This is a genomic window from Saccharopolyspora oryzae (assembly GCF_027853915.1).
Lineage (GTDB): Bacteria > Actinomycetota > Actinomycetes > Mycobacteriales > Pseudonocardiaceae > Saccharopolyspora > Saccharopolyspora oryzae.
In genome coordinates this window covers 1-20,569 of the sequence record NZ_JAQGLA010000009.1, presented here as the reverse complement: position 1 = coordinate 20,569, position 20,569 = coordinate 1, and the positions used below count along the sequence as shown (strand labels likewise).

General features: G+C 69.1%; 20 protein-coding genes and 1 pseudogene. 4 read left to right on the top strand and 17 right to left on the bottom strand.

Going from position 1 to position 20,569, the window contains the following annotated elements; all coding sequences use genetic code 11:
- Positions 1 to 26 precede the first annotated feature (26 nt).
- Entirely contained in the window at positions 27 to 944 is a 918-nt protein-coding gene (locus tag OU415_RS08545) for a LysR family transcriptional regulator (RefSeq protein WP_270948062.1), read from the top strand.
- A gap of 229 nt (positions 945 to 1,173) precedes the next feature.
- Here OU415_RS08545 and OU415_RS08540 read toward each other — a convergent pair whose 3' ends face one another.
- Genes OU415_RS08540 through OU415_RS08525 form a run of 4 tightly spaced genes read right to left on the bottom strand, consistent with a single transcriptional unit; the run spans position 1,174 to position 5,269 of the window.
- On the bottom strand, positions 1,174 to 2,484 hold the full coding sequence (locus OU415_RS08540) for an MFS transporter (protein ID WP_270948061.1): 1,311 nt from the start codon (positions 2,482 to 2,484) through the stop codon (positions 1,174 to 1,176).
- 5 nt (positions 2,485 to 2,489) lie between these two features.
- Positions 2,490 to 3,638, bottom strand: a complete 1,149-nt coding sequence (gene dgoD / locus OU415_RS08535; RefSeq protein WP_270948060.1) for a galactonate dehydratase — start codon at positions 3,636 to 3,638, stop codon at positions 2,490 to 2,492.
- A 39-nt stretch (positions 3,639 to 3,677) separates the two neighbouring features.
- Positions 3,678 to 4,292 carry a 2-dehydro-3-deoxy-6-phosphogalactonate aldolase gene (locus tag OU415_RS08530; RefSeq protein ID WP_270948059.1) on the bottom strand — a complete coding sequence of 205 codons (615 nt, stop codon included), beginning with the start codon at positions 4,290 to 4,292 and terminating at the stop codon, positions 3,678 to 3,680.
- On the bottom strand, positions 4,283 to 5,269 hold the full coding sequence (locus OU415_RS08525) for a 2-dehydro-3-deoxygalactonokinase (RefSeq protein WP_270948058.1): 987 nt from the start codon (positions 5,267 to 5,269) through the stop codon (positions 4,283 to 4,285). The genes OU415_RS08530 and OU415_RS08525 overlap by 10 nt, the downstream gene beginning before the upstream one ends.
- Positions 5,270 to 5,334: 65 nt before the next feature.
- On the opposite strand from OU415_RS08525, the gene OU415_RS08520 reads away from it, so the two are divergent.
- On the top strand, positions 5,335 to 6,102 hold the full coding sequence (locus OU415_RS08520) for an IclR family transcriptional regulator (protein ID WP_270948057.1): 768 nt from the start codon (positions 5,335 to 5,337) through the stop codon (positions 6,100 to 6,102).
- 152 nt (positions 6,103 to 6,254) lie between these two features.
- Here the strand turns inward: OU415_RS08520 and OU415_RS08515 are convergent, their stop codons facing one another.
- The 3 genes from OU415_RS08515 to OU415_RS08505 all read right to left on the bottom strand — a co-directional run bounded on the left by OU415_RS08515 (position 6,255) and on the right by OU415_RS08505 (position 8,789).
- Positions 6,255 to 6,713, bottom strand: coding sequence for an SRPBCC family protein (locus OU415_RS08515; RefSeq protein ID WP_270948056.1), 459 nt, complete (start codon positions 6,711 to 6,713; stop codon positions 6,255 to 6,257).
- 172 nt (positions 6,714 to 6,885) lie between these two features.
- A complete protein-coding gene (locus tag OU415_RS08510; protein WP_270948055.1) occupies positions 6,886 to 7,815 on the bottom strand; it encodes a fumarylacetoacetate hydrolase family protein in 930 nt (309 codons plus the stop codon).
- On the bottom strand, positions 7,815 to 8,789 hold the full coding sequence (locus tag OU415_RS08505) for an MBL fold metallo-hydrolase (protein ID WP_270948054.1): 975 nt from the start codon (positions 8,787 to 8,789) through the stop codon (positions 7,815 to 7,817). Before OU415_RS08505 ends, OU415_RS08510 begins: the two co-directional genes overlap by 1 nt.
- Positions 8,790 to 8,993: 204 nt before the next feature.
- On the opposite strand from OU415_RS08505, the gene OU415_RS08500 reads away from it, so the two are divergent.
- On the top strand, positions 8,994 to 9,629 hold the full coding sequence (locus OU415_RS08500; protein ID WP_270948053.1) for a TetR/AcrR family transcriptional regulator: 636 nt from the start codon (positions 8,994 to 8,996) through the stop codon (positions 9,627 to 9,629).
- A 37-nt stretch (positions 9,630 to 9,666) separates the two neighbouring features.
- Here OU415_RS08500 and OU415_RS08495 read toward each other — a convergent pair whose 3' ends face one another.
- The 3 genes from OU415_RS08495 to OU415_RS08485 form a co-directional block, all read right to left on the bottom strand.
- Positions 9,667 to 9,798 (bottom strand): hypothetical protein, encoded by a 132-nt coding sequence (locus OU415_RS08495; protein WP_270948052.1) that lies wholly within the window; start codon positions 9,796 to 9,798, stop codon positions 9,667 to 9,669.
- 94 nt (positions 9,799 to 9,892) lie between these two features.
- Positions 9,893 to 11,209 carry an MFS transporter gene (locus tag OU415_RS08490; RefSeq protein ID WP_270948051.1) on the bottom strand — a complete coding sequence of 439 codons (1,317 nt, stop codon included), beginning with the start codon at positions 11,207 to 11,209 and terminating at the stop codon, positions 9,893 to 9,895.
- 162 nt (positions 11,210 to 11,371) lie between these two features.
- Entirely contained in the window at positions 11,372 to 12,880 is a 1,509-nt protein-coding gene (locus tag OU415_RS08485) for a PucR family transcriptional regulator (protein WP_270948050.1), read from the bottom strand.
- Between the two features lie 156 nt (positions 12,881 to 13,036).
- Between OU415_RS08485 and ppnP the strand changes: the two genes are divergently transcribed.
- A complete protein-coding gene (gene ppnP, locus OU415_RS08480; protein WP_270948049.1) occupies positions 13,037 to 13,318 on the top strand; it encodes a pyrimidine/purine nucleoside phosphorylase in 282 nt (93 codons plus the stop codon).
- 184 nt (positions 13,319 to 13,502) lie between these two features.
- Here the strand turns inward: ppnP and OU415_RS08475 are convergent, their stop codons facing one another.
- From OU415_RS08475 to OU415_RS08445, 7 genes and pseudogenes are all read right to left on the bottom strand, one after another.
- Positions 13,503 to 13,925, bottom strand: a complete 423-nt coding sequence (locus tag OU415_RS08475; protein ID WP_270948048.1) for a cupin domain-containing protein — start codon at positions 13,923 to 13,925, stop codon at positions 13,503 to 13,505.
- Between the two features lie 139 nt (positions 13,926 to 14,064).
- Positions 14,065 to 15,417, bottom strand: a complete 1,353-nt coding sequence (locus OU415_RS08470) for an L-serine ammonia-lyase (protein WP_270948047.1) — start codon at positions 15,415 to 15,417, stop codon at positions 14,065 to 14,067.
- Positions 15,414 to 16,016, bottom strand: coding sequence for a sarcosine oxidase subunit gamma (locus OU415_RS08465; RefSeq protein ID WP_270948046.1), 603 nt, complete (start codon positions 16,014 to 16,016; stop codon positions 15,414 to 15,416). The genes OU415_RS08470 and OU415_RS08465 overlap by 4 nt, the downstream gene beginning before the upstream one ends.
- Positions 16,009 to 18,792: a 2Fe-2S iron-sulfur cluster-binding protein gene (locus tag OU415_RS08460; RefSeq protein ID WP_270948045.1), complete on the bottom strand. Its 2,784-nt coding sequence runs from the start codon at positions 18,790 to 18,792 to the stop codon at positions 16,009 to 16,011. Before OU415_RS08460 ends, OU415_RS08465 begins: the two co-directional genes overlap by 8 nt.
- A 29-nt stretch (positions 18,793 to 18,821) precedes the next feature.
- Positions 18,822 to 19,100 carry a sarcosine oxidase subunit delta gene (locus OU415_RS08455; protein ID WP_270948044.1) on the bottom strand — a complete coding sequence of 93 codons (279 nt, stop codon included), beginning with the start codon at positions 19,098 to 19,100 and terminating at the stop codon, positions 18,822 to 18,824.
- 79 nt (positions 19,101 to 19,179) lie between these two features.
- Positions 19,180 to 20,412 carry a sarcosine oxidase subunit beta family protein gene (locus tag OU415_RS08450; protein WP_270948043.1) on the bottom strand — a complete coding sequence of 411 codons (1,233 nt, stop codon included), beginning with the start codon at positions 20,410 to 20,412 and terminating at the stop codon, positions 19,180 to 19,182.
- Positions 20,412 to 20,569: pseudogene (locus tag OU415_RS08445) on the bottom strand (serine hydroxymethyltransferase); the annotation flags it as partial. The gene OU415_RS08450 and the pseudogene OU415_RS08445, both read right to left, overlap by 1 nt.

Sequence of the window (20,569 nt, the reverse complement as noted above, 5' to 3'; positions counted from 1 at the left end):
TGACCGCCGGTGCGATACTCGTGCCCGTGGAACTGCGTCACATGCGATACGTCCTGGCAGTTGCCCGCCACGGGTCGTTCAGCCGCGCAGCAGAAGCGCTGCACATCGCACAGCCCGCGCTGAGCCGGCAGATCCGCGCCATCGAAGCCGAGCTCGACGTCAAGCTCTTCGACCGCAGTTCCACCGGTGCCGCGGTGACTCCGTCCGGTCGGACATTCGTCGCCCACGTCAGGCAAGTCCTGGCTCTCGCCGACTCGACGGGCGAGGTCGTACGCGCGGAGTCACCGCAGCGCGAGCTCGTGCACATCGGCCTGCCGCCGGGACTGCCGCAGAAGTGGACCGTCGAGGTCTCCCGCCGACTGCTCTCGGAAGTGCCGAGCGCGTCGGTGCGGTTCGTCGAGGCCGGCAGCACCGAGCAGCTGCGGCTGCTGACGCAGGGCAGGCTCGACGTGGCTGTGGTGCACCAGCTGCCCCCGGCGGAGACCAGGTCGATCCTGATCGGCAGCGAGCCCCTCGGCGTCGCGATCCGGCCTGACCACCCGCTCGCCAGTGCCCAGCAGTACCGCTTGGTCGATCTCGACCGGCTGCGGATTCTGGTGCACTCGCGTGAGCAGATCCCCACCCAGCAGGACGGCGTGCTCGCTGCAGCCGGGTCGGCCGGGATCGAACCCGAATGGATCTTCGCGCGTTTCGTCGAACACGCACGCGCATGCGCCGAAGCAGCCCAGGTAGATGCTGTCCTGGTCGGCTCCCACACAGCACGCACTCAGCTCGACGGCTGGGTCTGGAGGCCGATCGAGGACCTCGAACTCGCGATGAACACGTGGCTGGTGCACCGCACAGACGCCCGCGATGTCGTCCCGCCGACCATCGCGGCGATCAAGAGGTCGGCTGCACGACCGCTCCTCGACGAATCGCGCACGGCCCCTCCGCCGCGGGGATAAAGGGGACACGAATCGCCGACGCCGCAGTCTCGGGATTCCTGATCACGATCACGATAACCGCCACCACGGCGGCGTACTTCGGTGCGGACTTGCCCACCAGAACCGTCATGACTGATCGTCCAGTGTGGAATTGCTGGAGAGGATACGGCGGGTGGCGGGAAGCTTGCGGTGAAAACGTCGTCTTCCGGCGCCTTTCCGGGGCTCCGCGCAACGGAGCCCCGGATTTCGGTCAGCGCTCGGCGACCCGTTCAACTCGGCCGACCAGCAGGACGTAGGACAGGATCCCGGCCACCGTCACTGCCGTCATGTAGCCGAAGGCCGGGGCGAAGCTGTCCTCCGTGACCAGGAAACCGATCACGATCGGCGTCGCGATCGACGACAGGTTGCCGATGAAGTTGAACATCCCGCCGGTGAGCCCGAGCAGCCGCTCCGGTGCCAGCGCCGAGACCAGCGACCAGGTGATCGAGGCGAGCCCGTTGCCGAAGAAGGCCACGGACAGGAACACGATCACCAGCGCCGTCGAGTCGGTGAAGTTCGCCCCCACCATCAGCGTGCTCAGCAGCAGTCCGATGATGATCGGCGCCTTGCGCGCCAGGCCCAGCGACGCGCCCCGCCGCAGCAGGAAGTCCGACACCACACCGGAAGTCAGCACACCGACCAGCGCGGCCACGAACGGCAACGAAGCCAGGAACCCGGACTTGATGTAGTCCATGCCGCGGTAGTCCACCAGGTAGGTGGGGAACCAGGTGAGGAAGAACCACAGCGTCGAGGTCAGGCAGAACTGGCCGAGGTAGATGCCCCACAGCTTCCTGCGCCCGAGCACCGTGGCGAGGTCGCCGCGGGTGATCCGGGCCCGCCGCGGCTGCTCGTCGACCAGGTCGACCAGGCCGCCGCCGGAGCGGATCAGCTCGACCTCGGCGGCGTTGGCTCGCGACTCGCGCGGTTCCCGGTAGCCGAGGTACCACACCGCGCCCCACACGATCCCGACCAGGCCGGTGAGGATGAAGACCCAGTGCCACGACACCGCCGACTGCAACCAGGACAGCACCGGCGTCAGCAGCGCCAGGCCGATGAACTGCCCAGAGGTGTAGAAGCCGATGGCGGTGCCGCGTTCCCGCTCCGGGAACCACACCGTGGCGACCCGGCTGTTGATCGGATACGCCGGCGCCTCGCACGCGCCGACCAGCAACCGCAGCACGATCAGCGCGACGAACCCGCCGACCATGCCCATGAACAGCGTCGCCAACGACCACAGCACCAGGCACAGCGGGTAGAGCACTCGCGGCCGGATCCGGTCCACCAGCCAGCCGCCGGGGATCTGCATCGCCGCGTAGGTCCAGCCGAACGCCGAGAGCAGCAACCCCTGCTGCGCCTTGGAAAGCTCCAGCTCCTCGGCGATGGCCGGCAGCGCGATCGACAGGTTCGAGCGGTCCAAGTAGTTGATCACGACCGTGCCGAACAAGAGCACGGCGATGAGCACGCGGGCGCGGGAGGCGGTGCCCGAGGCCCGCGCCGCCGCGGTCGATGCGGTGTCGGTCATCCGGCTCACCACTCCGCCACGGAACCGTCGGCGTGCCGCCAGACCGGATTGCGCCAGCGGTGGCCTTCGGCTGCGCGCTCGGCCACGTACTCCTCGTTGATCTCGATGCCCAGCCCCGGGCCGGTCGGGATCGCGACCTGCCCGGCGTCGTAGGTGAACACCGCCGGATCGGCCAGGTAGTCGAGCAGGTCGTTGGAGGTGTTGTAGTGGATGCCCAGGCTCTGCTCCTGGATCGTGGCGTTGTAGCAGCCCGCGTCGATCTGCAGGCAGGCGGCCAGCGCGATCGGACCGAGCGGGCAGTGCAGCGCCAGCGCCACGTCGTAAGCCTCGGCCAGGTGCGCGATCTTGCGGGCCTCGGTGATCCCGCCGCAGTGCGAAGGATCGGGCTGGACGATGTCCACCGCGCCGGAGGCCAGCACCGACTTGAAGTCCCACCGCGAGTACAGCCGCTCCCCCAGCGCGATCGGGATCGGCGAGCTCCGCAGCACGTCGGCGAAGCCATCCAGGTGCTCGGACAGCACCGGCTCCTCGACGAACATCAACCGGTAGGGCTCCAGCTCGCGCAGCAGCACCTTGGCCATCGGCCGGTGCACCCGGCCGTGGAAGTCGACACCGATGCCGACGTCGGGTCCGACCGCCTCGCGCACCGCGGCGACGTTGGCCACGCACTGGTCGACCTTGGCCCAGCTGTCGAGGTACTGCAGCTCCTCGGTGCCGTTCATCTTGACCGCGGTGAAGCCGCGGTCGACCACGGCCCGGGCGGCCTGGGCGGTCTCGGCCGGGCGGTCGCCGCCGATCCAGGAGTAGACCTTGATCCGGTCGCGCACCCGGCCGCCGAGCAGGTCGTGCACCGGCACCCCGAGCGTCTTCCCCCGGATGTCCCACAGCGCCTGGTCGATCCCGGCGAGCGCGCTCATGTGGATGCCGCCACCCCGGTAGAAACCGCCCCGGTAGAGCACCGTCCAGAGGTCCTCGATCCGGGACGGGTCCTGGCCGACGAGGTAGTCGGAGAGCTCGTCGACGGTGGCGGCCACCGCGTCGGCGCGCCCCTCCAGGACCGGCTCGCCCCACCCGACGACGCCTTCGTCGGTCTCGATCTTCAGGAACAGCCAGCGCGGCGGCACCTGGTATGTCGTCATTGACGTGATCTTCATCTGGTGCGTTTTCCTTCTTCTAGTGCTGCCGGTGCCGACTCAGCGGGTGGCACCCGCCCAGGCGCGCCGCATCGCGACCGCCCGGGCACCGACCTGTGCGGGGGTGTCCCCTGGCCTGTAGAGCGCGGAACCGAGCCCGGCCCCGCCCGCTCCGGCCGCCGCCCAAGCGGCGAGGTTGGTCTCGTCGACCCCGCCGACCGGCAGCAGTTCGACGTCCGGTGGCAGGACCGCCCGCCACGCCTTCATCCCCGCCATCCCGACCGCGTCGGCGGGGAACAACTTCAGGTGCCGCGCGCCGGCGGCGACAGCGGCGAACGCCTCGGTCGGCGTCGCCACTCCGGGGTACGGCCGCATGCCCGCTTCCACCGCTGCGGCGATGACCGCGGGATCGGTGTTGGGCGCGACGACGATCCGCGCACCCGCGGCGTGGGCTCGCGGCACGTCCGCGACGTCGACCACCGTGCCGACCCCCACCGCGCAGCTCCCGCCCAAGGATCCGGCCAGCCGCTCGACCGAGGTGAACGGGTCCGGCGAGTTCAGCGGCACCTCGATGGCGTCGATGCCCGCCTCGACGAGCACCTCGCCGATGGCGAGCACTTCGTCCGGCGTGATGCCGCGCAAGATCGCGACGAGTCCGCTGCCGTTCACTGCCATTGCTGCTCCTGTGCTTCGGGGTGGTGGAGTCCGGTCGAGCACGCGATCCGCCAGAGCCCGCGCGCTGCGACGTCCTCGGTCAACACGGTCGGGACGACGCCGTGCGCGGCCAACGCGCGTTCGTAGCGGCGGCACAGGTCCTCGGTTCCGCACAGCAGCACCCGGCCCGGGGCGGTGGTCGGCAACTGGTGCGCGACCTCGTGGGCGATGAGCACGCCCGAGACGTAGTCGTGCACCGACGCCGGATCCAGGAGGCCGTCGAGCACGAGCGGACGGGCGCCGAAGAGCTCGGCCGTCAGACCGCGCGAGCGCCCGGCGACCAGCCCGCGGGCGAACGCCTCGTCGTCGCGACGTGGTTCGACGGCCGTGCGGGCGAGGATCCCATCGGCGGTCAACAGGCCGAACAGCTCGCCGGACATCGCGGTGGTGAAGGAGAGCACCTTGCCGTTGTCGACCCTCACCCACTTGCTGTGCGTGCCGGGCAGGACCAGGGTGACCACTCCGGTGGGCTCGTCCAGCGCCTCGAGCGCACCGATGATCTGCGCTTCCTCACCTCGGATCACGTCGCCGGGCACGTCCGCGGCGGACGGAACCCGCAAACCGGGCACGAGGTGGACGACTCCTCGACGGTGCCGCACCCGCACGAGCGCGTCGGCTCCGAAGCGCAGGTCGGCAGGAACGGTGCGGTAGCCGGCGTCAGCCCAGCCCTGGGCGCTGCCGACCATGCCGCAGGCGATCACCGGCACGTCCGGGTGCGCGGTGACCCAGTCACCGCAGGCCGACCAGAACGCCGCCTCGTACGCGAGTTCCCGCGCATGGCCGTCGCGGACGTCGATGCCCTCCGTGGTGGCGAGCAGGCCCTGGTCAGGGCGGCGGACGTCGATGATCCGGCCGACGCGGTCGAGCAGCCAGGCGCGCTGCGCGGAGGTTCCCCAGTCGAGTGCTATCAGGCCCGGGAGGCGGCTGGCGTCGGTCATGGGCGGAACTGTGCGAGATTCTTCCCGATAATGCGAACACCGTCCCCATATGTAGGATCGGGATCATGGTCACCGAGGATTCCGCTGCTCCCCCGGGCACCCAGACCCTGGCCAGAGGGCTTGCGATAGTGCGCGCAGTGGCCGACGGCGCCACCGATCTGCGCACCCTCGTCGAGCGGACCGGCCTGGGCCGCAGCACCGCGCACCGCCTGGTGCAGCTGCTGGTCCGCGAGGGGTACCTGCGATCCGGGCGGGGCGGCTACGTGCTCGGTCCGACGCTCATCGAACTCGGTTTCCAGGCGCTGCACGGCAACCCGCTGCCGGTGGTGGCCCGGCCGATCCTCGAAGAGCTGTCGGAGCAGCTGCAGGACACCGTCCACCTGGCGGTGCGTGACGGCTCGTCGGTGCTCTACCTCGACAAGCTGCCCGGTTCCCGAGGTGCGGAGATGCGCTCGCGGATCGGGCACCGGATGCCGCTCACCCGCACCGGCGTCGGCATGGCCCTGCTGCTGGACTCGCCGCAGGAGTGGGAACAGCTCTACGAAACCGAGACCTCGGTGGAGCCCGCGCTGGCCAACGACGACATCGAGACGTTCACCGCCCGGATGCGCGAGTACGCGACGTCGCAGGTGACCATGGACATGGAGGACAACGAGCCCGGCATCCGCTGCGTAGCCGCCCCCATCCGCGACGCCACCGGAACCCTGGTGGGCGCGATCAGCGTGTCAGCCACCCGCCCGTACATGCCCGCAGCCCGGATGCGCGGCCTGGTCAAAGTGGTCAGCCGCGCCGCCCAGCGAATCTCCGCCGCACTAGGCCACCGAACTCTCTGACGGCGCTGGCCCCACCGCAGCGTCACCGCGTGCGAGGGTCATCGCGCCGCAGGGAATTCGCGATGTTCCGCCGCCACGCACCCACTGGACGCCCAGCAGTTCGAGGTCGTGTCCCAGCAGGTTTCGGTAGTCCGGCCGGACTTCGTGGTCGATTAGGATTCTGCGAGTTCGGCGAGCCTGTCCAGGGAGGCCCGGAGCCTGTCCTCAGTTGTGGCGCGGGCGCGGGGCAGGCGGTTCTCGTCGGTCAAGTGGGACCAGTCGTAGGTGTGGCAGACCTGGGTGCGACCATCGGCGGTCGGTTCGAGCTCCCACCGCCAGAGGTGCCCGGGCGGCTGCTTGCCGGGTTCGGACGGCAGCCAGGCGATGCGACGTCCCTCTTCGAACTCCACCACGCGGTTCTCGCGGACGCTGCCCTGGGTGAGCTTCACGGTGAACACCTCTCCCACGGCGCGCACGCGCTGCCCTTCGGGAGCTTCGGCGAGATTGTCATTGCCATCCCACCGCGGCTGTTGTGCCGGATCGGCGATCAGTTCGAAGATCCGCTCCGCACTGGCGGCGATCACCCGGCAACTGGTCACGACGTTCGGAGATTGGCTGTTGGCAGTCACCACCTGATTGAAGCACCCCTAACCCGCATCCAGAAGCTCTTGAAGCCGAGTTCTACAACCCGGATCCGCAGTTGATCCTGGCAGGATTCGCGCGCGCGGCCGCTCGAGCCGCCGCGCAGTCCACAAAGGACGATGATCGAGGAGCAGAACACGGGGCTCGCCCTCACCGACGTTCTCAGAAGCCCGAGCTCAGCGGTTGCGGCTTCTCCCCCTCGATCACGCGATGGCGGATCTCGCCCAGCTGCTCGACGACCAGCCGCACCACGTCCCCGGGCTGCAGCCAGCCCCTGAACTCGTCCGGGTTCATCGCGAAGTGCTCGAACAGGCATCCGCTCGGCACCGTGCCGGAGCCGATGACGTCACCGGGTCGCAGCGTGGTGCCCCGCGACGTGTAGGTGATCATGTCGGGGAAGCCCCAGTCGATCGAGTCCCAGCGGCCCTCGCTCACCAACTCGTCGTTGACGTACCCGGCCATGCCGAGGTCGAACGCGTTGCGGCTGCGGAAGGGCTCGATCTCGTCCGGCGTGACGAGCATCGGTCCCAACGTGTTCGCCCCGTCCTTCCCCTTGGCCGGCCCCAGCTGCATCGCCATTTCGTTGATCTGCAGGTCGCGGGCGCTCCAGTCGCACAGCAGCAGGTACCCCGCGATGTGCGACTCGGCCCGGTGGAGCAGGATGTTCGAGCCCGCCCGGCCGATGACCGCCGCGATCTCCAGCTCGTAGTCGAACTTCTCGCTGCCCGGCGAGATCGCCACGTCGTCGTGCGGGCCTATCACGGCTGCCACGTTGGAGAAGTAGAACGCCGGGAACTGGTTGTGCCGCTCGTCGACCGGGATGTCGGCAGCGCCCTGGCAGTTGCGCAGGTGCTGGAGGAACCCGGTGCAGTCGCGGATCGACCGGGGCTGCAGCGGGGCGCGCAGCGTGAGGCCTTCGAGCGGCAACGTCTCGCTCGGCGCGGTTGCGGCCCGCTCCCCCGCAGCGGCGAGGTCGTCGGCGTCGAGAAGGTCGAGCAGCGTCACGCGTGGCTCCAGGCCCAGCACCTGGTCGTCGACGACCAAGCCGACGCGGTCTCCGCCGGCCGGCGAGGCGTAGGTGACGAAACGCATCAGTCGTTCCCTCCCGCGGTGGCGTCGAGCTCGGGGAAGCCCTCGAGCGCGGCGATTCGGCCGAGCACGAGGAGCCGTTCCTCGCGCGGCATGTCCGGGTTGAGCTGCTGGTAGACGTTGATGACGTTCTGCGCGAGCCTGCCGTGCTCCGGCAACTCGCCGTACTCGCCCAGGTCGATGGACGCGATCGCCGCGTCGACGTCGAGCCCGTCCTCGAACCGCTTGCGCGCCTCGGCTTCGACGAACACGAGGTACTCGCGCATGGCCGACACCTCGGCCTTCCCGGACACCGGCCCGTGCCCCGGCACGATCGTCGTGACGTCCATGTCGAGGATGCGGTCGAGCGCGTTGATCCACCGGTCGATCGGCCCGGCCCACGCGATCGGCGTGCCGCCGACGAACAGGATGTCGCCCGCGTACAGCAGCTTCGCGTCCGGGACGTGCACGAGCGCGTCGCCCGGGGTGTGCGCCGGGCCGACCTGGATCAGCCACACCTCCCGGCCACCGACGTCGAGGCCCAGCTCGCCCTCGAACGTCCGGTCCGGCCCGGTCGCGGTGATCCCCTCGAAGTCGAACGGTGCGAAGATGTGCCGAGCGAAGTCACCGGTCGGCCCGGCCACCTTCTTGATCCCGGCGAGCTGCTCCACCGCCTCCTGCGTCATCAGCTCCGCGGCAGCCGCGGACGCCACGATCTCCACACCTCGTGCCGCGACGAGCTCGTTGCCGAAGACGTGGTCGCCGTCGGAGTGCGTGTTGACCAGCGTGCCGAGCGGGTGCTGCCCGAGCACCGGCGCGATGCCGTCGAGCATTTCGCGGGTGAGCGCGAGGTCGAAGAGCGTGTCGACCATGAGCGAGGTGCCGGAACCGGTGATCAGCCCGGAATTGCTCCACCCCCAGCTGCCGTCGGGCAGCATCCACGCGTAGCAGCCGTTCCCGAGGTCGTGCAGGCCCTTGTCGTACGTCGAGCTGCTCATGAAGTCCCTTCCTCCGCGATCACCCCCGTCGCCGGCCAGCGGCCGGGCCGAGGTGTCGTGCGGCTGGTTCTGACGTGGACGTCGCGCGCGGACGCAGCCAGTAACATGAACTCGAGTACATTATTGGACTTGGATCCAAGTTTTTTCGCACCATAGGGTTGGCGACTGGAGGGTGTCAAGATTTCAAGCCGACGTGGGGATCGAATGCGCAGCGCCGAGATGAATGCCGAACCGGGCGAGCAGGTGCCACCTGCCGGGCAGAGCCGCCAGACCCGCAAGCGGGAACAACGGCGAGACCACGTCTTCCGCGCCGCCATCGAGCTCTTCGTCGACCGGGGCTACGACAGCACGACGATGGACGACATCGCCGAGCGCGCCGACGTCGCGAGGGCCACGGTCTTCAACCACTACCCGCGCAAGGCGGCCTTCCTAGAGGAGTGGACGCTCCGCCGCCGCGAGCGCGCCGCACGCGTGCTCGCCGAAAGCGTGTCGGGCACCGCGAACGCGAAGGAGCAGCTCCGGACGTTCTTCGCCGAGCTCGTGGCCACCAACGAGGAATCCCGCGCCGAGGCCATGGCCCTCCTGCTTCCCGGGCTGCGCGCGACGAACCTGATCGTCGACCCCGCGCTCGGACACGCACTCGCCGACGTCATCGGAAACTCCGCCGACGCCGGGAAGCTGCGACCAGGCGCCGACCCCGAACACGTCGGACGCCTGCTCGCAGTCGGTTACTTCTCAGTGCTCTACCGGTGGATCTCCCACGATCCGCCCAGCTTCGACTTCTGGCACGAGATCGAGATCCTGCTGGACACCGTCTTCGACGGCGCCCTGCACTCCTGACCCCAGCGCCGGAACGCTCGCCATCGGCGAAGCGCCGTCAGCTGCTCGCCGTTCCGGACTCGAGACCGTGATGCACGCCCATGACCAGGTGCTCGTCCTCGGCCGGACCAGCCCACGACACCGGACAACCAAGCACGTGCGCCACTTGATCGGTCGCGATCTGCAGCACCTGTGTCCTTCACCAGGAACGTTCTCCTAATACGAACGTGGGCGCGCAGCAAGGGTTTTGAATCCTGCTGCGCGCCCGCATCGGGTGACCCGAGCTAGGACGCCCGATCCTCCGGTAGGGGCTTTCGGGCGGTTTCGTTCGCGAGCAGGACGCCGATGAGGGACAGAGCTGCTACCGCAACGAGGAAGAAGGCCGGGGCATGCGAGTTGCCGGTCTGCGCGATCAACCAAGTCGCCGCGTAGGGGGCGACACCGCCGAACAGGACGGCGCCGACGTTGAAGGGCAGTGCGAAACCCAGGTACCGGGAACGGGTGGCGAATGCTTCGGCGAAAAAGGCGGGAAACACCGCGTCGTTGAGCGAGAACATGGCCAGCAGCAGGACGAGTACGGAGGTGGTGAGCACCATGCCACCGAAGGACAGCGCCACCATCATCGGGTAGCTCAGCAGGATGAGCAGCGCGCAGGCCGCGATCAGGATGCGCTTGCGGCCGAGCCGGTCCGACAGCGACGCCGTTACCGGGATGATGGCGACGTAGGCGACCAGGGCGATCATGACGACCAGGTTCGAGTCGGCCTCGCTCATGCCGACCTGCTCGATGAGATAGGTCGGCACGTACCCGAGCAGCAGGTAGTAACCACCGGCGTTGAGCGCCATGATCAGCAACAGCTTGCCCATGCCCGGGAGATCGGCGAGCTTCGACCGCTGCGGCGCGGGCCGAGCAGCCCGTTCGGCTTCCACCAGCCGGCGGTACTGCGGCGTTTCCTCCAGGCGGAACCGCAGGTAGAGCCCGACCAGACCGAGCGGCCCGGACAGCAGGAACGGGACCCGCCAGCCCCAGGTCTCCATCGCCGCAGGGGACAGCGCCGAGTACAGCGTGGTGGTCATGGCCGAAGCCAGCAGGAAACCGGCCGCCGAACTCATCGGCACCATGCTGGTGAACAGCCCGCGCTTGCGGTCCGGCGCGTACTCGGCGATGAAGGTGCCCGCCCCGGCGTACTCCCCGGAGGCCGAGAAGCTCTGCGTCATCCGCAGCAGGAGCAGCAGGGCGGGCGCGGCGATACCGATCGAGGCGTAGCCGGGGATCAGGCCGATGGCGAAGGTCGAACCCGCCATGAGCAGGATCGTCGTCGCCAGGATCCGCTTGCGCCCCAACCGGTCTCCGAGCGACCCCCACAGCAGTGCGCCGATCGGCCGGACGAGGAAGGACAGCGCGAAGACGGCGAAGGTGCTCAGCAGGGCCACCGAGCGGTCCTCGGTCGGGAAGAACACCGTCGCCATGGTCGTCGCCAGGTAGCTGTAGGAGGCGTAGTCGAAGTACTCGATCAGCGTGCCGACCCCGCCCGCGGTGACGACTCGACGCAGCACCGCGCGGTTCTCCGCAGCGGGTCTGCTGGTGGTGGCGGTGGACATGAGCTGCCTCCTCGATCCGCACGGCGCCGGGATCGTTCAGAGCTGGTTCAAGACACTCACCCGGTGTGGTGCACACACGATGCCAGCGGCCTCATCGCTGGTAAATCGCCGCCTCGGACAACATCGCACCGCGAGATGTCCGCTGCGGCGAAGCGCGGCGCCTCAGTCCTCCCGGAAACCGCGCGCCTTGAGCGCGAGCCACAGCTCGGTCTGCGCGTCGACGCTTTCAAGGCTGCGTCCGGTCAGCTGGGTGATCCGGTGGATCCGGTTGCGGACCGTGTGCCGGTGCACGCCCATCCGCTCGGCGCAGGCCTCGACCGACCGCCGTTCGATCAACCATGCGTGCAGGGTGCGGAGCAGCACCTCGCCGTTGCCGGTGGCTTCGATCGGGGCGAGAACCGCACCGGCGAACGCGCTGAGGTAGTCGGTGTCGGCGACCTTGAGCAGGAACTCGTGCGCCACGCCGTCGACGAACTCGATCGGGGACCCGGTGCGACGACTGGTCTCCAGCGCCGATGCCGCCTGGCGCATCGTCCGCGATGCCCCACCCGGGGACACCGCGGTTCCGATCCCCACCGGCACCTTCAGCCCGTAGTCCTGCAGGATCCGCTGCGGTTCCCCCACCGCCAGGCATTCCACCAGCCGGCCGCGGTGCCGCAGCAACGGCGTGCCGAGCACCACGGCGAGATCGTCGAGCAGCACCTCGGCATGGGTGTCCGAGTCCGCCTCGACCGCGATTCCCCGCAGTTCGCGGGCTTCGACGCCGAGTCCGCGGAGCAGGGCGCGGGCCCGGCCGTCATCGTCGACCGCCAACAGGTTCGCGAACACCTGCGCCCGCCGACGCCGGGTCGGTTCGTCCAGGAACCAGCGCCGCTCGAATTCGAGCGCCAGCAAGGACAACAGCGTCGGTACCGCCAACTCGGCCTTCGGCAGTCGGGAGCAGGTGCGCACGGCGTAGCCGCGCACCGTCGCCTCCCCTGAGAACGGGGACACCACGATCTCAGCACCGCTGTCCTCACCGGACAGACACAACCGGTCGCCAAGGCCCGGGGGCTCCTCGCGCACCTTCGCGCTGACCGCTTCGAGCACCTCGGCTTCCAGTCCCGAGTTCTTCCCCAACACCCGCCCGACCCGGTCGAGCACCCCGGCGCCCTCCCCCGTCGACTGACGCCATTCCTCGAGCAGGTCGTCGATGTTTCCACCGCGCGACACGATCCCGGTCAGCCGCACCTGCATGGCAGAGGATTCCTGCAGGACCAGCCGCTCGGACTCGACCTGCGCGGCAATGATCGCGCGCGTGATGCACACGAACGACGTCGTGGCCGGAGCGGTGAGCAGCGGCAGATCGCGCTCCCGAGCGAGCTCGACGAGCACCTCCGGCACTTCGTCGAAGGGCACCTGCGGACCGAGACCGACGACGAGGGCGACGACACCGCCCTCGACGAGCTCGTCGAAGTACTGCGACCAAGCCCGCACATCGTGCCCGAGCAGCGCACCCGTGGTCATCACCAGCTCGCCGCCGTCCAACCACGGCCCCGGCGAGCAGAGCTCGACGACGTGCGGGGCGTCGACCACCGCATCCATCCGAGATCCGGCATGCGCGACCGATAGGTGCAACCCGTCGAGAGCGACAACGTCAGCGACCGTGAGCGCGCGAGCAGCACTTGCCATGCCGGACAGCGTACTGCTCCGGAAGTTCGCCAAGGAGGCGAGAATGCGGTGTTGATTTGTACGTCGCGGAGATTGTTGCCGTCTGACGCCGCCCATAGCGTGGACACGTCAGGCCACCTCGACGCACCGCCGTCGAACCGCAAGATCGGAGACGCGATGATCGGGCAGAACGAGTACTACGAGGGCAAGGTCCGCAGCCTCGAATTCGCCAACGCGCAGGGCAAGTTCACCGTCGGCGTGATGGAACCCGGCGAGTGGACCTTCGAAGCACCGACCCGGGAATGGATGATCCTCACCCGAGGCTCCTGGGACGTGAAGCTGCCCGGCTCCGACCAGTGGAAGACCTTCGGCGAAGGCGATTCCTTCCAGATCGAGGGCAACGAGTCCTTCACCGTGCGCATCACCGACACGGTCGCATACCTCTGCCCCTACACGTGATCGCACCGGTGTCCCGTTGATCCGCACGGATCAACGGGACACCCCGCCCGCGGTCGACTCAAGGTTAATTTCAGTTGCCACTGACATAATCGTCTCGATCGACAGGAAAGCGGGCCGCGGCCGCGCGAACAGCGAACCCGGATCAGCTCGTTGCAGCTTGCACTGAGCAGGCTGTCTCAGGCGTTCAGGCTTCGTCTCGATCAGATCGGGCCCGCGCCTGGCGGGACGCCCTGGCAGTGCCGAAGTTCGACCAGTCGGCCTCGGCCGGACGCCCCCAGACCACCACGACCTTGAGCACCGTCCCGCCCGTGTTGTGCAAGTCGTGATCGGATCCGACGGGAGCGAGCACCGCGTCCCCCGGCCCGAGCACGTGGGTCTGCTCGTCGACGCGCATCGTGGCTGTGCCCTCGACGACGAGGTAGAGCTCTTCGAGCGGTTCATCCTCGCGATGGGCGTGCATGCCCTCCGCGCCGCCTGGCGGCAACTCCCACAGCTGGACCGCCACGGGCAGGCGCGCGCGGTCGAGGAAGTACCACTGGACCCTGGTCAGCGCGGTCCCGCCGTGCATGTCGTAGTCGAATGCCGCACTCCCGGCACGCTCAAGCATGAACTCGCTCCGAATCGCTGCTGCAGCAATGACGCCCCACAAGGTCGCACAGCACGCTCCGCTCGCGCAGCGGACCGCTGGTGGAGATCTTCACGCCACCCATGCCGTTCAGGGAACCCAGTCGAATCCCCGCGCCGGTTCAGCATTCGATGACGTTGACCGCGAGTCCGCCGCGGGCCGTCTCCTTGTACTTGACCTTCATGTCCCGGCCGGTCTCCCGCATCGTCTTGATCACCTTGTCCAGCGAGACGAAGTGGTTGCCATCACCGCGCAACGCCATCCGCGCCGCCGTGATCGCCTTGACCGATGCCACCGCGTTGCGCTCGATGCACGGGATCTGCACCAGCCCACCGATCGGATCGCAGGTCAGCCCCAGGTTGTGCTCCATCGCGATCTCAGCGGCGTTCTCCACCTGACGCGGCGTCCCGCCGAGCACCTCGGCCAGCCCGGCCGCGGCCATGGAGCACGCCGAACCGACCTCGCCCTGGCACCCGACCTCCGCGCCGGAGATCGAGGCGTTCTCCTTGAACAACACCCCGACAGCCCCGGCCGCCAACAAGAACCGCACCACACCGTCGTCGTCCGCACCGGGCACGAACCGGGTGTAGTAGTGCAGCACCGCCGGAACGATGCCGGCCGCACCGTTGGTCGGCGCAGTCACCACCCGCCCACCAGCCGCGTTCTCCTCATTCACCGCCAGCGCGAACAGCGTGACCCACTCCAGCGGATCGTCCTGCGCGGTCAACGACCCGGCCAGCTCCGCCGCCCGCCGCTTGACCTTCAACCCGCCCGGCAACTCACCGGTGTTGCGGCAACCGTTGTCCACGCACTCCCGCATGACATGCCAGATCTCCAACAGCTCCTTGCGCACGGCATCCTCGCCACGCCAGGACAACTCGTTGGCCAGCATCACGCCGCTGATCGACAAACCCGACTCCGCGGTGCGCTCGAGCAGCTCCACACCAGTGCGGAACGGCAGCCGCAACTCGGTCTCATCCGGCTTGATCCGGTCGGACCCCGTCGCGTCCTCGTCGACGACGAAACCACCACCCACCGAGTAGTACACCGCGCTGTCCAGCTCGACGTCCCCGGCGAAAGCGGTGAACCGCATACCGTTCGGATGCACCGGCAACGACCGACGCCGGTGCATCACCAGATCCCGATCACCGTTGAACCGGATCTCATGCGTCCCGTCCAGGCGCAACCGCCCCGTCGCACCGATCTCGACCACCCGGTCCGCCACCGCGGCCGGATCCACGACCTCCGGGCTGTGGCCCTCCAGGCCCAACAGCACCGCCTTCGGGCTGCCATGCCCGTGACCGGTCGCCCCCAACGAACCGAACAACTCCGCCTTGACCCGTGTGACCTGCAGCAACCGGCCCTCATCGCGCAGTCGCCGCGCGAACCGCTTGGCCGCCCGCATCGGCCCCACGGTGTGCGAACTCGACGGCCCGATGCCCACCGAGAACAGGTCGAAGACACTGATGCTCACAACTGCGCCAAGTCGTTGACATCCGGTGCGAACTCGGTGGTCGCGTCGGCCAGCCAGTCGGCCAGGTAGCGGGCGAAGGACGCCCGCACCACGACCCAGTACCGGGGCGCTCGGGCATCGCAGCACACGAGCACGACCTGCGCCCGCGCCAACAACGTCGACGCGCACCGGCCGGCGGGGAATGCGCGCGGGTGCAGGTCAAGCGCGCACCCGGAGTTGAGCAGGTCTCGAGCGCGTTCCCCCGACACCTCGATGATGGTGCGGTGCGCGGAAACATCCACCACAGCACCGAAACCGCCACCGAGCGCCGAGTTGAGCGTCCGCTCGATCCGATCCTGCGCCCCCACCGGGCCGATGATCAGCCACTCGTCGGGGCCCAGCCACAGCACCACCAGATCGCGGGTCACCACGACGCCACCGGGGTCACCCGGCAACATCGCGCCGATGGCGGTGGCGATCCGCTCGGCGGCCGAACTCTTCGGATCGACGCGCAGTCCCACCTGCGCCCGGAACGGGACCTCCGCGATCCGCGCGACCGTCGCATCGGCCGTGGAGATCACCCGGTCAGCAAGCGGAGTAAGTGCCTCGGTGTCAGCCATCGCGGCGGGCTCCTTCCTTGTCGTAGAACACGGGCTCGGTCACGGTGACCGGAACCAGCCGGTCACCGACCGGGCTGTAGACGCACTCACCGATCCGGTTCCGCCCGTTCTCCAACAGCGCCAACGCGAATCCGCGTTCCAGCACCGCGCTGCGGTAGCTGGAGGTGACGTGGCCCAGCATCGGCACCGGTGGTGCGGGCAGTTCCGCGGCTTCGACCAATTGAGCTCCCTCGTCGAGCACGAGGTCCGGATCCTGGGGCAACAGGCCGACGAAGTGCTTGCGGTCCTCCCGCGCCGTATCGGCTCGGGAGAAGGACCGCTTGCCGATGAAGTCGGGCTTCTTCTTCGACACCGCCCAGCTCATGCCGAGGTCGTGCGGGGTGACCGTGCCGTCGGTGTCCTGCCCGACGATCGGGAATCCCTTCTCGGCGCGCAGGACGTGCATGGTCTCGGTTCCGTACGGCGTGATGCCCTCCGGCTCGCCCGCGGCGACCAGCGCCTCCCACAGCGCGAGTCCGTGCCAGCGCGGAACGTTGATCTCGTAGGCGAGTTCACCGGAGAAGCTGATCCGGCACACCCGGGCCCGCAGCCCGGCGACCGCGGCGTCCTGCCAGGACATGAACGGGAAGCTGTCGTTGTCCACGGCCAGCTCCGGTGCCACCCGGGCCAGCACGGCGCGGGACTTCGGCCCGACCAGCGCGACGGTGGCCCACTGCTCGGTGACCGAGGTCAGGTGCACCCGGAGGTCCGGCCACTCGGTTTGCAGCCATTCCTCCAGCCACTCCAGCACGGCCGCCGCTCCCCCGCTGGTGGTGGTGATCAGATACCGGTCCGCAGCAATGCGGATCACGGTTCCGTCGTCGAAGACCATGCCGTCGGCCTTGCACATCAGGCCGTAGCGGATCCGGCCGACCTTGAGCGTGCTCATCATGTTGGTGTAGACCCGGTCCAGGAACTCAGCGGCGTCCGGTCCCTGCACGTCGATCTTGCCCAATGTGGACACGTCCTGGATGCCGACGCCCTCGCGCACCGCCCGGCACTCGCGGAGCACGGCCGACGCCATGTCCTCCCCCGGGTGCGGGTAGTACCAGGGGCGCTTCCACTGGCCGACGTTCTCGAACGGAGCCCCCTGCTCGACGTGCCAGTCGTGCATCGCCGTCACCCGGATCGGGTCGTAGAGGTCGCCTCGTTCACGACCCGCCAGCGCGGCGAAGGCGACCGGCGCGTACGGCGCGCGGAAGGTCGTGGTGCCCAGTTCCGCGAGGTCCAGGCCCAGGATTTCGGCGATGACCCCGGTGGCCAGCGTTCCCGAGGTCTTGCCCTGGTCGTGAGCGGTGCCAATCGTGGTGTAGCGCTTGACGTGCTCGACGGAGCGCATGCCCGCGCCGGTCGCGCGACGGACGTCGGCCACCGTGGCGTCCCTGGCCAGGTCGACGAAGTGGTGGTCCCAACCCTGCGCACCGGGGACGAGCCAGGTCGGCTTCCCCGGTTCGACCGGAACCGGCCGGGTGCGCGGGATCGGTACCGGGTCCGCTGCGACGCCCAGCCTTTCGCTGGCCGCGGTCGCGGCGTCGGCTCCGTCGGCCAGGCATTCGCGCGTGGTCAGCAGGCCCGCTGCTGCACCGACCGTTCGCACCGGTTTGCCCGTCTCGACGGGGACGAACGCACCGAGATCAGCGGCGAACCGGAGTCCGGCCCGAGCCTGGCTGTGCAGGTGCACCGCGGGGTTCCAGCCACCGGAGACCAGCAGCAGGTCGCACTCCTCGCTGCGGTACTGGTTCGGTTCGCCGAGCGCGGCGAGGTGGGCTGCGGTCACGTGCTCGACACCGCTGGTGCCGACGACAGCTTGGCTGGTCAGGATGCGGATGCCGCGCTCGGCGCAACGCGCCGCCCAGTGCACCGGCGCGGTCTCCCGGACCTCCGCGATGCAGGCGATGTCGACGCCGGCGTCGTGCAGCTCGATCGCGGCAGAGTATGCGCTGTCGTTGGTGGTGAACACGACCGCGCGGCTGCCGACCAGCACTCCGTGGCGGTTGAGGTAGGTGCGTGCGGCACCCGCCAGCATCGTGCCCGGCCGGTCGTTGTCGGCGAACACGAGCGGACGCTCGTGGGCACCGGTGGCGAGCACCAGCTCGCGCGCCCGGATGCGCCAGATCCGCTGGCGGGACCCACCGCCGGTCCGCTTTTCCACGGCGACGACGTAGTTGTCCTCGTACAGCCCGAAAACCGTGGTATTCGGGAGCAGGCGCGCCTCGTCGCTGCCTCGCAGCTCCTCGGTCACCCGGTGCACCCAGTCCAGTGCCGGGGCGCCGTCGAACTCTTCGGGAGCACCGAGCAGGCTCCCGCCGAACTCGGTGTCGGAATCGGCGACGATCACCCTGGCCCCGGTGCGCGCCGCCTGGCGCGCTGCGGCCAGTCCGGCCGGTCCCGCACCGACCACCAGCACGTCGCAGTGCGCGTGCATGGTGTCGTAGCGCGCGGGATCGGCTTCCGCGGCCAACCGGCCACGCCCGCACAGGCCCGACGCCCGCAGCCCGTCCGACAGCGGCACGGTGGTGGCCGTCAGCATCGGTTCCGGGAAGGGCGCCTCGATCTGCACCAGGGCGTTGGGCTCCTCCACCCCGGCGGCCGCGATGCCGCGCGGACGGCCGTACTTGATGCTGGTGCCGACCTGGTGGACCCCGTTGGCCAGCAACGCCGACGCGAGCGTGTCACCGGCGTAGCCCTGGTGCTGCACGCCGTCGAAGTGGAAGGTCAGCGGACGGGAGCGGTCCACTCGGCCTCCTGCTGGTAGCCGCTGCGCGTTCACCGGGCGACCTCCTCGCGCTCCTGCATCCGGTAACCGGACTCGATCTCGTTGGTGACGGTGTCCCGCAGCACGTTGAACCAGCGCCGGCATCCGGAGACGTGCACCCAGCGCTCGGCGAACACGCCTTTGGGGTTGCTGCGGAAGAACAGGTAACGACCCCAGTCCTCATCGGACACCGACGCGGGGTCGTCCGGGTAGTCGACGTGCGCCTGACCGCCGTAGTGGAACTCGTTCTCGTCACGCGGCCCGCACCACGGGCAGGGGATGAGCATCATCAGGGACTCCAGGGGTTTTCCGAGCTGCGGAGCCGGGCTCGACTCGTTCGGCCGCGCACCCCGCGTTCGAGGAGGTTCTCTAGTGGGCAACGCCCGCGGCGCCGTGCTCGTCCACGAGCGCACCGGTGGTGAAGCGGTCGAGGCTGAACGGCGCGTTGAGCGGGTGCGGCCGGTCGTTGGCGATGGTGTGCGCGTAGCACCAGCCGACACCGGGGGTTGCTTTGAAACCGCCGGTGCCCCAACCGCAGTTGACGTAGAGGCCGTCGAACGGGGTCAGCCCCATGATGGCCGAGGCATCCGGGGTCACGTCGACGATGCCGCCCCAGGTGCGCAGCACGTGGGCGCGGGCGAAGATCGGGAACAGCTCCACTGCGGCGGACATCTGGCGCTCGATGACGTGGAAGGCGCCGCGCTGGGAATAGGAGTTGTAGGAGTCGATCCCGGCGCCGAGGACGAGTTCGCCCTTGTGCGCTTGAGAAACGTAGACGTGCACGGCGTTGGACATGACCACGGTGGGGTGGACGGGTTCGAGCAGTTCGGACACGAGGGCTTGCAGCGGGTGGCTTTGCAGCGGCAGCCGCAAGCCCAGGATGTCGGCCAGCACCGAGGTGTGCCCGGCGGCGGCCAACGCCACCTTGCCGGCCCGGATCGCTCCCCGGCTGGTCCGCACCCCGACCACCCGGTCACCGACCACGTCGAAACCGGTGACCTCGCACCCCTGGATCAGGTCCACCCCCAGCTGGTCGGCAGCGCGGGCGAACCCCCAGGCGACGTGGTCGTGCTTGGCGATACCGGCACGCGGCTGGTAGGTGGCGCCGAGCACCGGGTACCGGATGTCCGGCGAGGTGTTGAGGATCGGGCAGATCTCGGCCACCTGCATGGGATCCAGGAACTCGGCGTCGATCCCGTTGAGCTTGTTGGCGTTGACGCGCCGCACGCTGTCGCGCACGTCCTGCAGCGAGTGGGCCAGGTTGAGCACCCCGCGCTGGCTGAACAGCAGCGGGTACTCCAGCTCCGCTTCCAGCTCCTCCCAGAGCTTCAGCGCGTGTTCGTACAACCCCGCGCTTTCATCCCACAGGTAGTTGGAGCGGATGATCGTCGTGTTGCGGGCCATGTTCCCGCCCGCCAACCAGCCGCGCTCCAGCACGGCGACGTTGGTGATGCCGTGGTTCTTCGCCAGGTAGTAGGCAGTGGCCAGGCCGTGCCCGCCTGCTCCGACGATCACCACGTCGTAGGAAGCCTTCGGATCGGGCGTGCGCCACAACCAGTCCGGGTGTTCGGGGAGATCGGCCCCAGGGGTCCGCGGTGCCATCAACGACCTCCGTCCAGGTTCGGGTAGAGGGGGTGCTTGGCGGCCAGTGCCTCGACGCGGGCCCGCAGCTTGGCGCTGGCGGACTCGTCGAAGCCGGGCTTGAGCGCTTCGGCGATCACGTCGGCGACCTCGGTGAAGTCGTCCTTGCCGAAGCCGC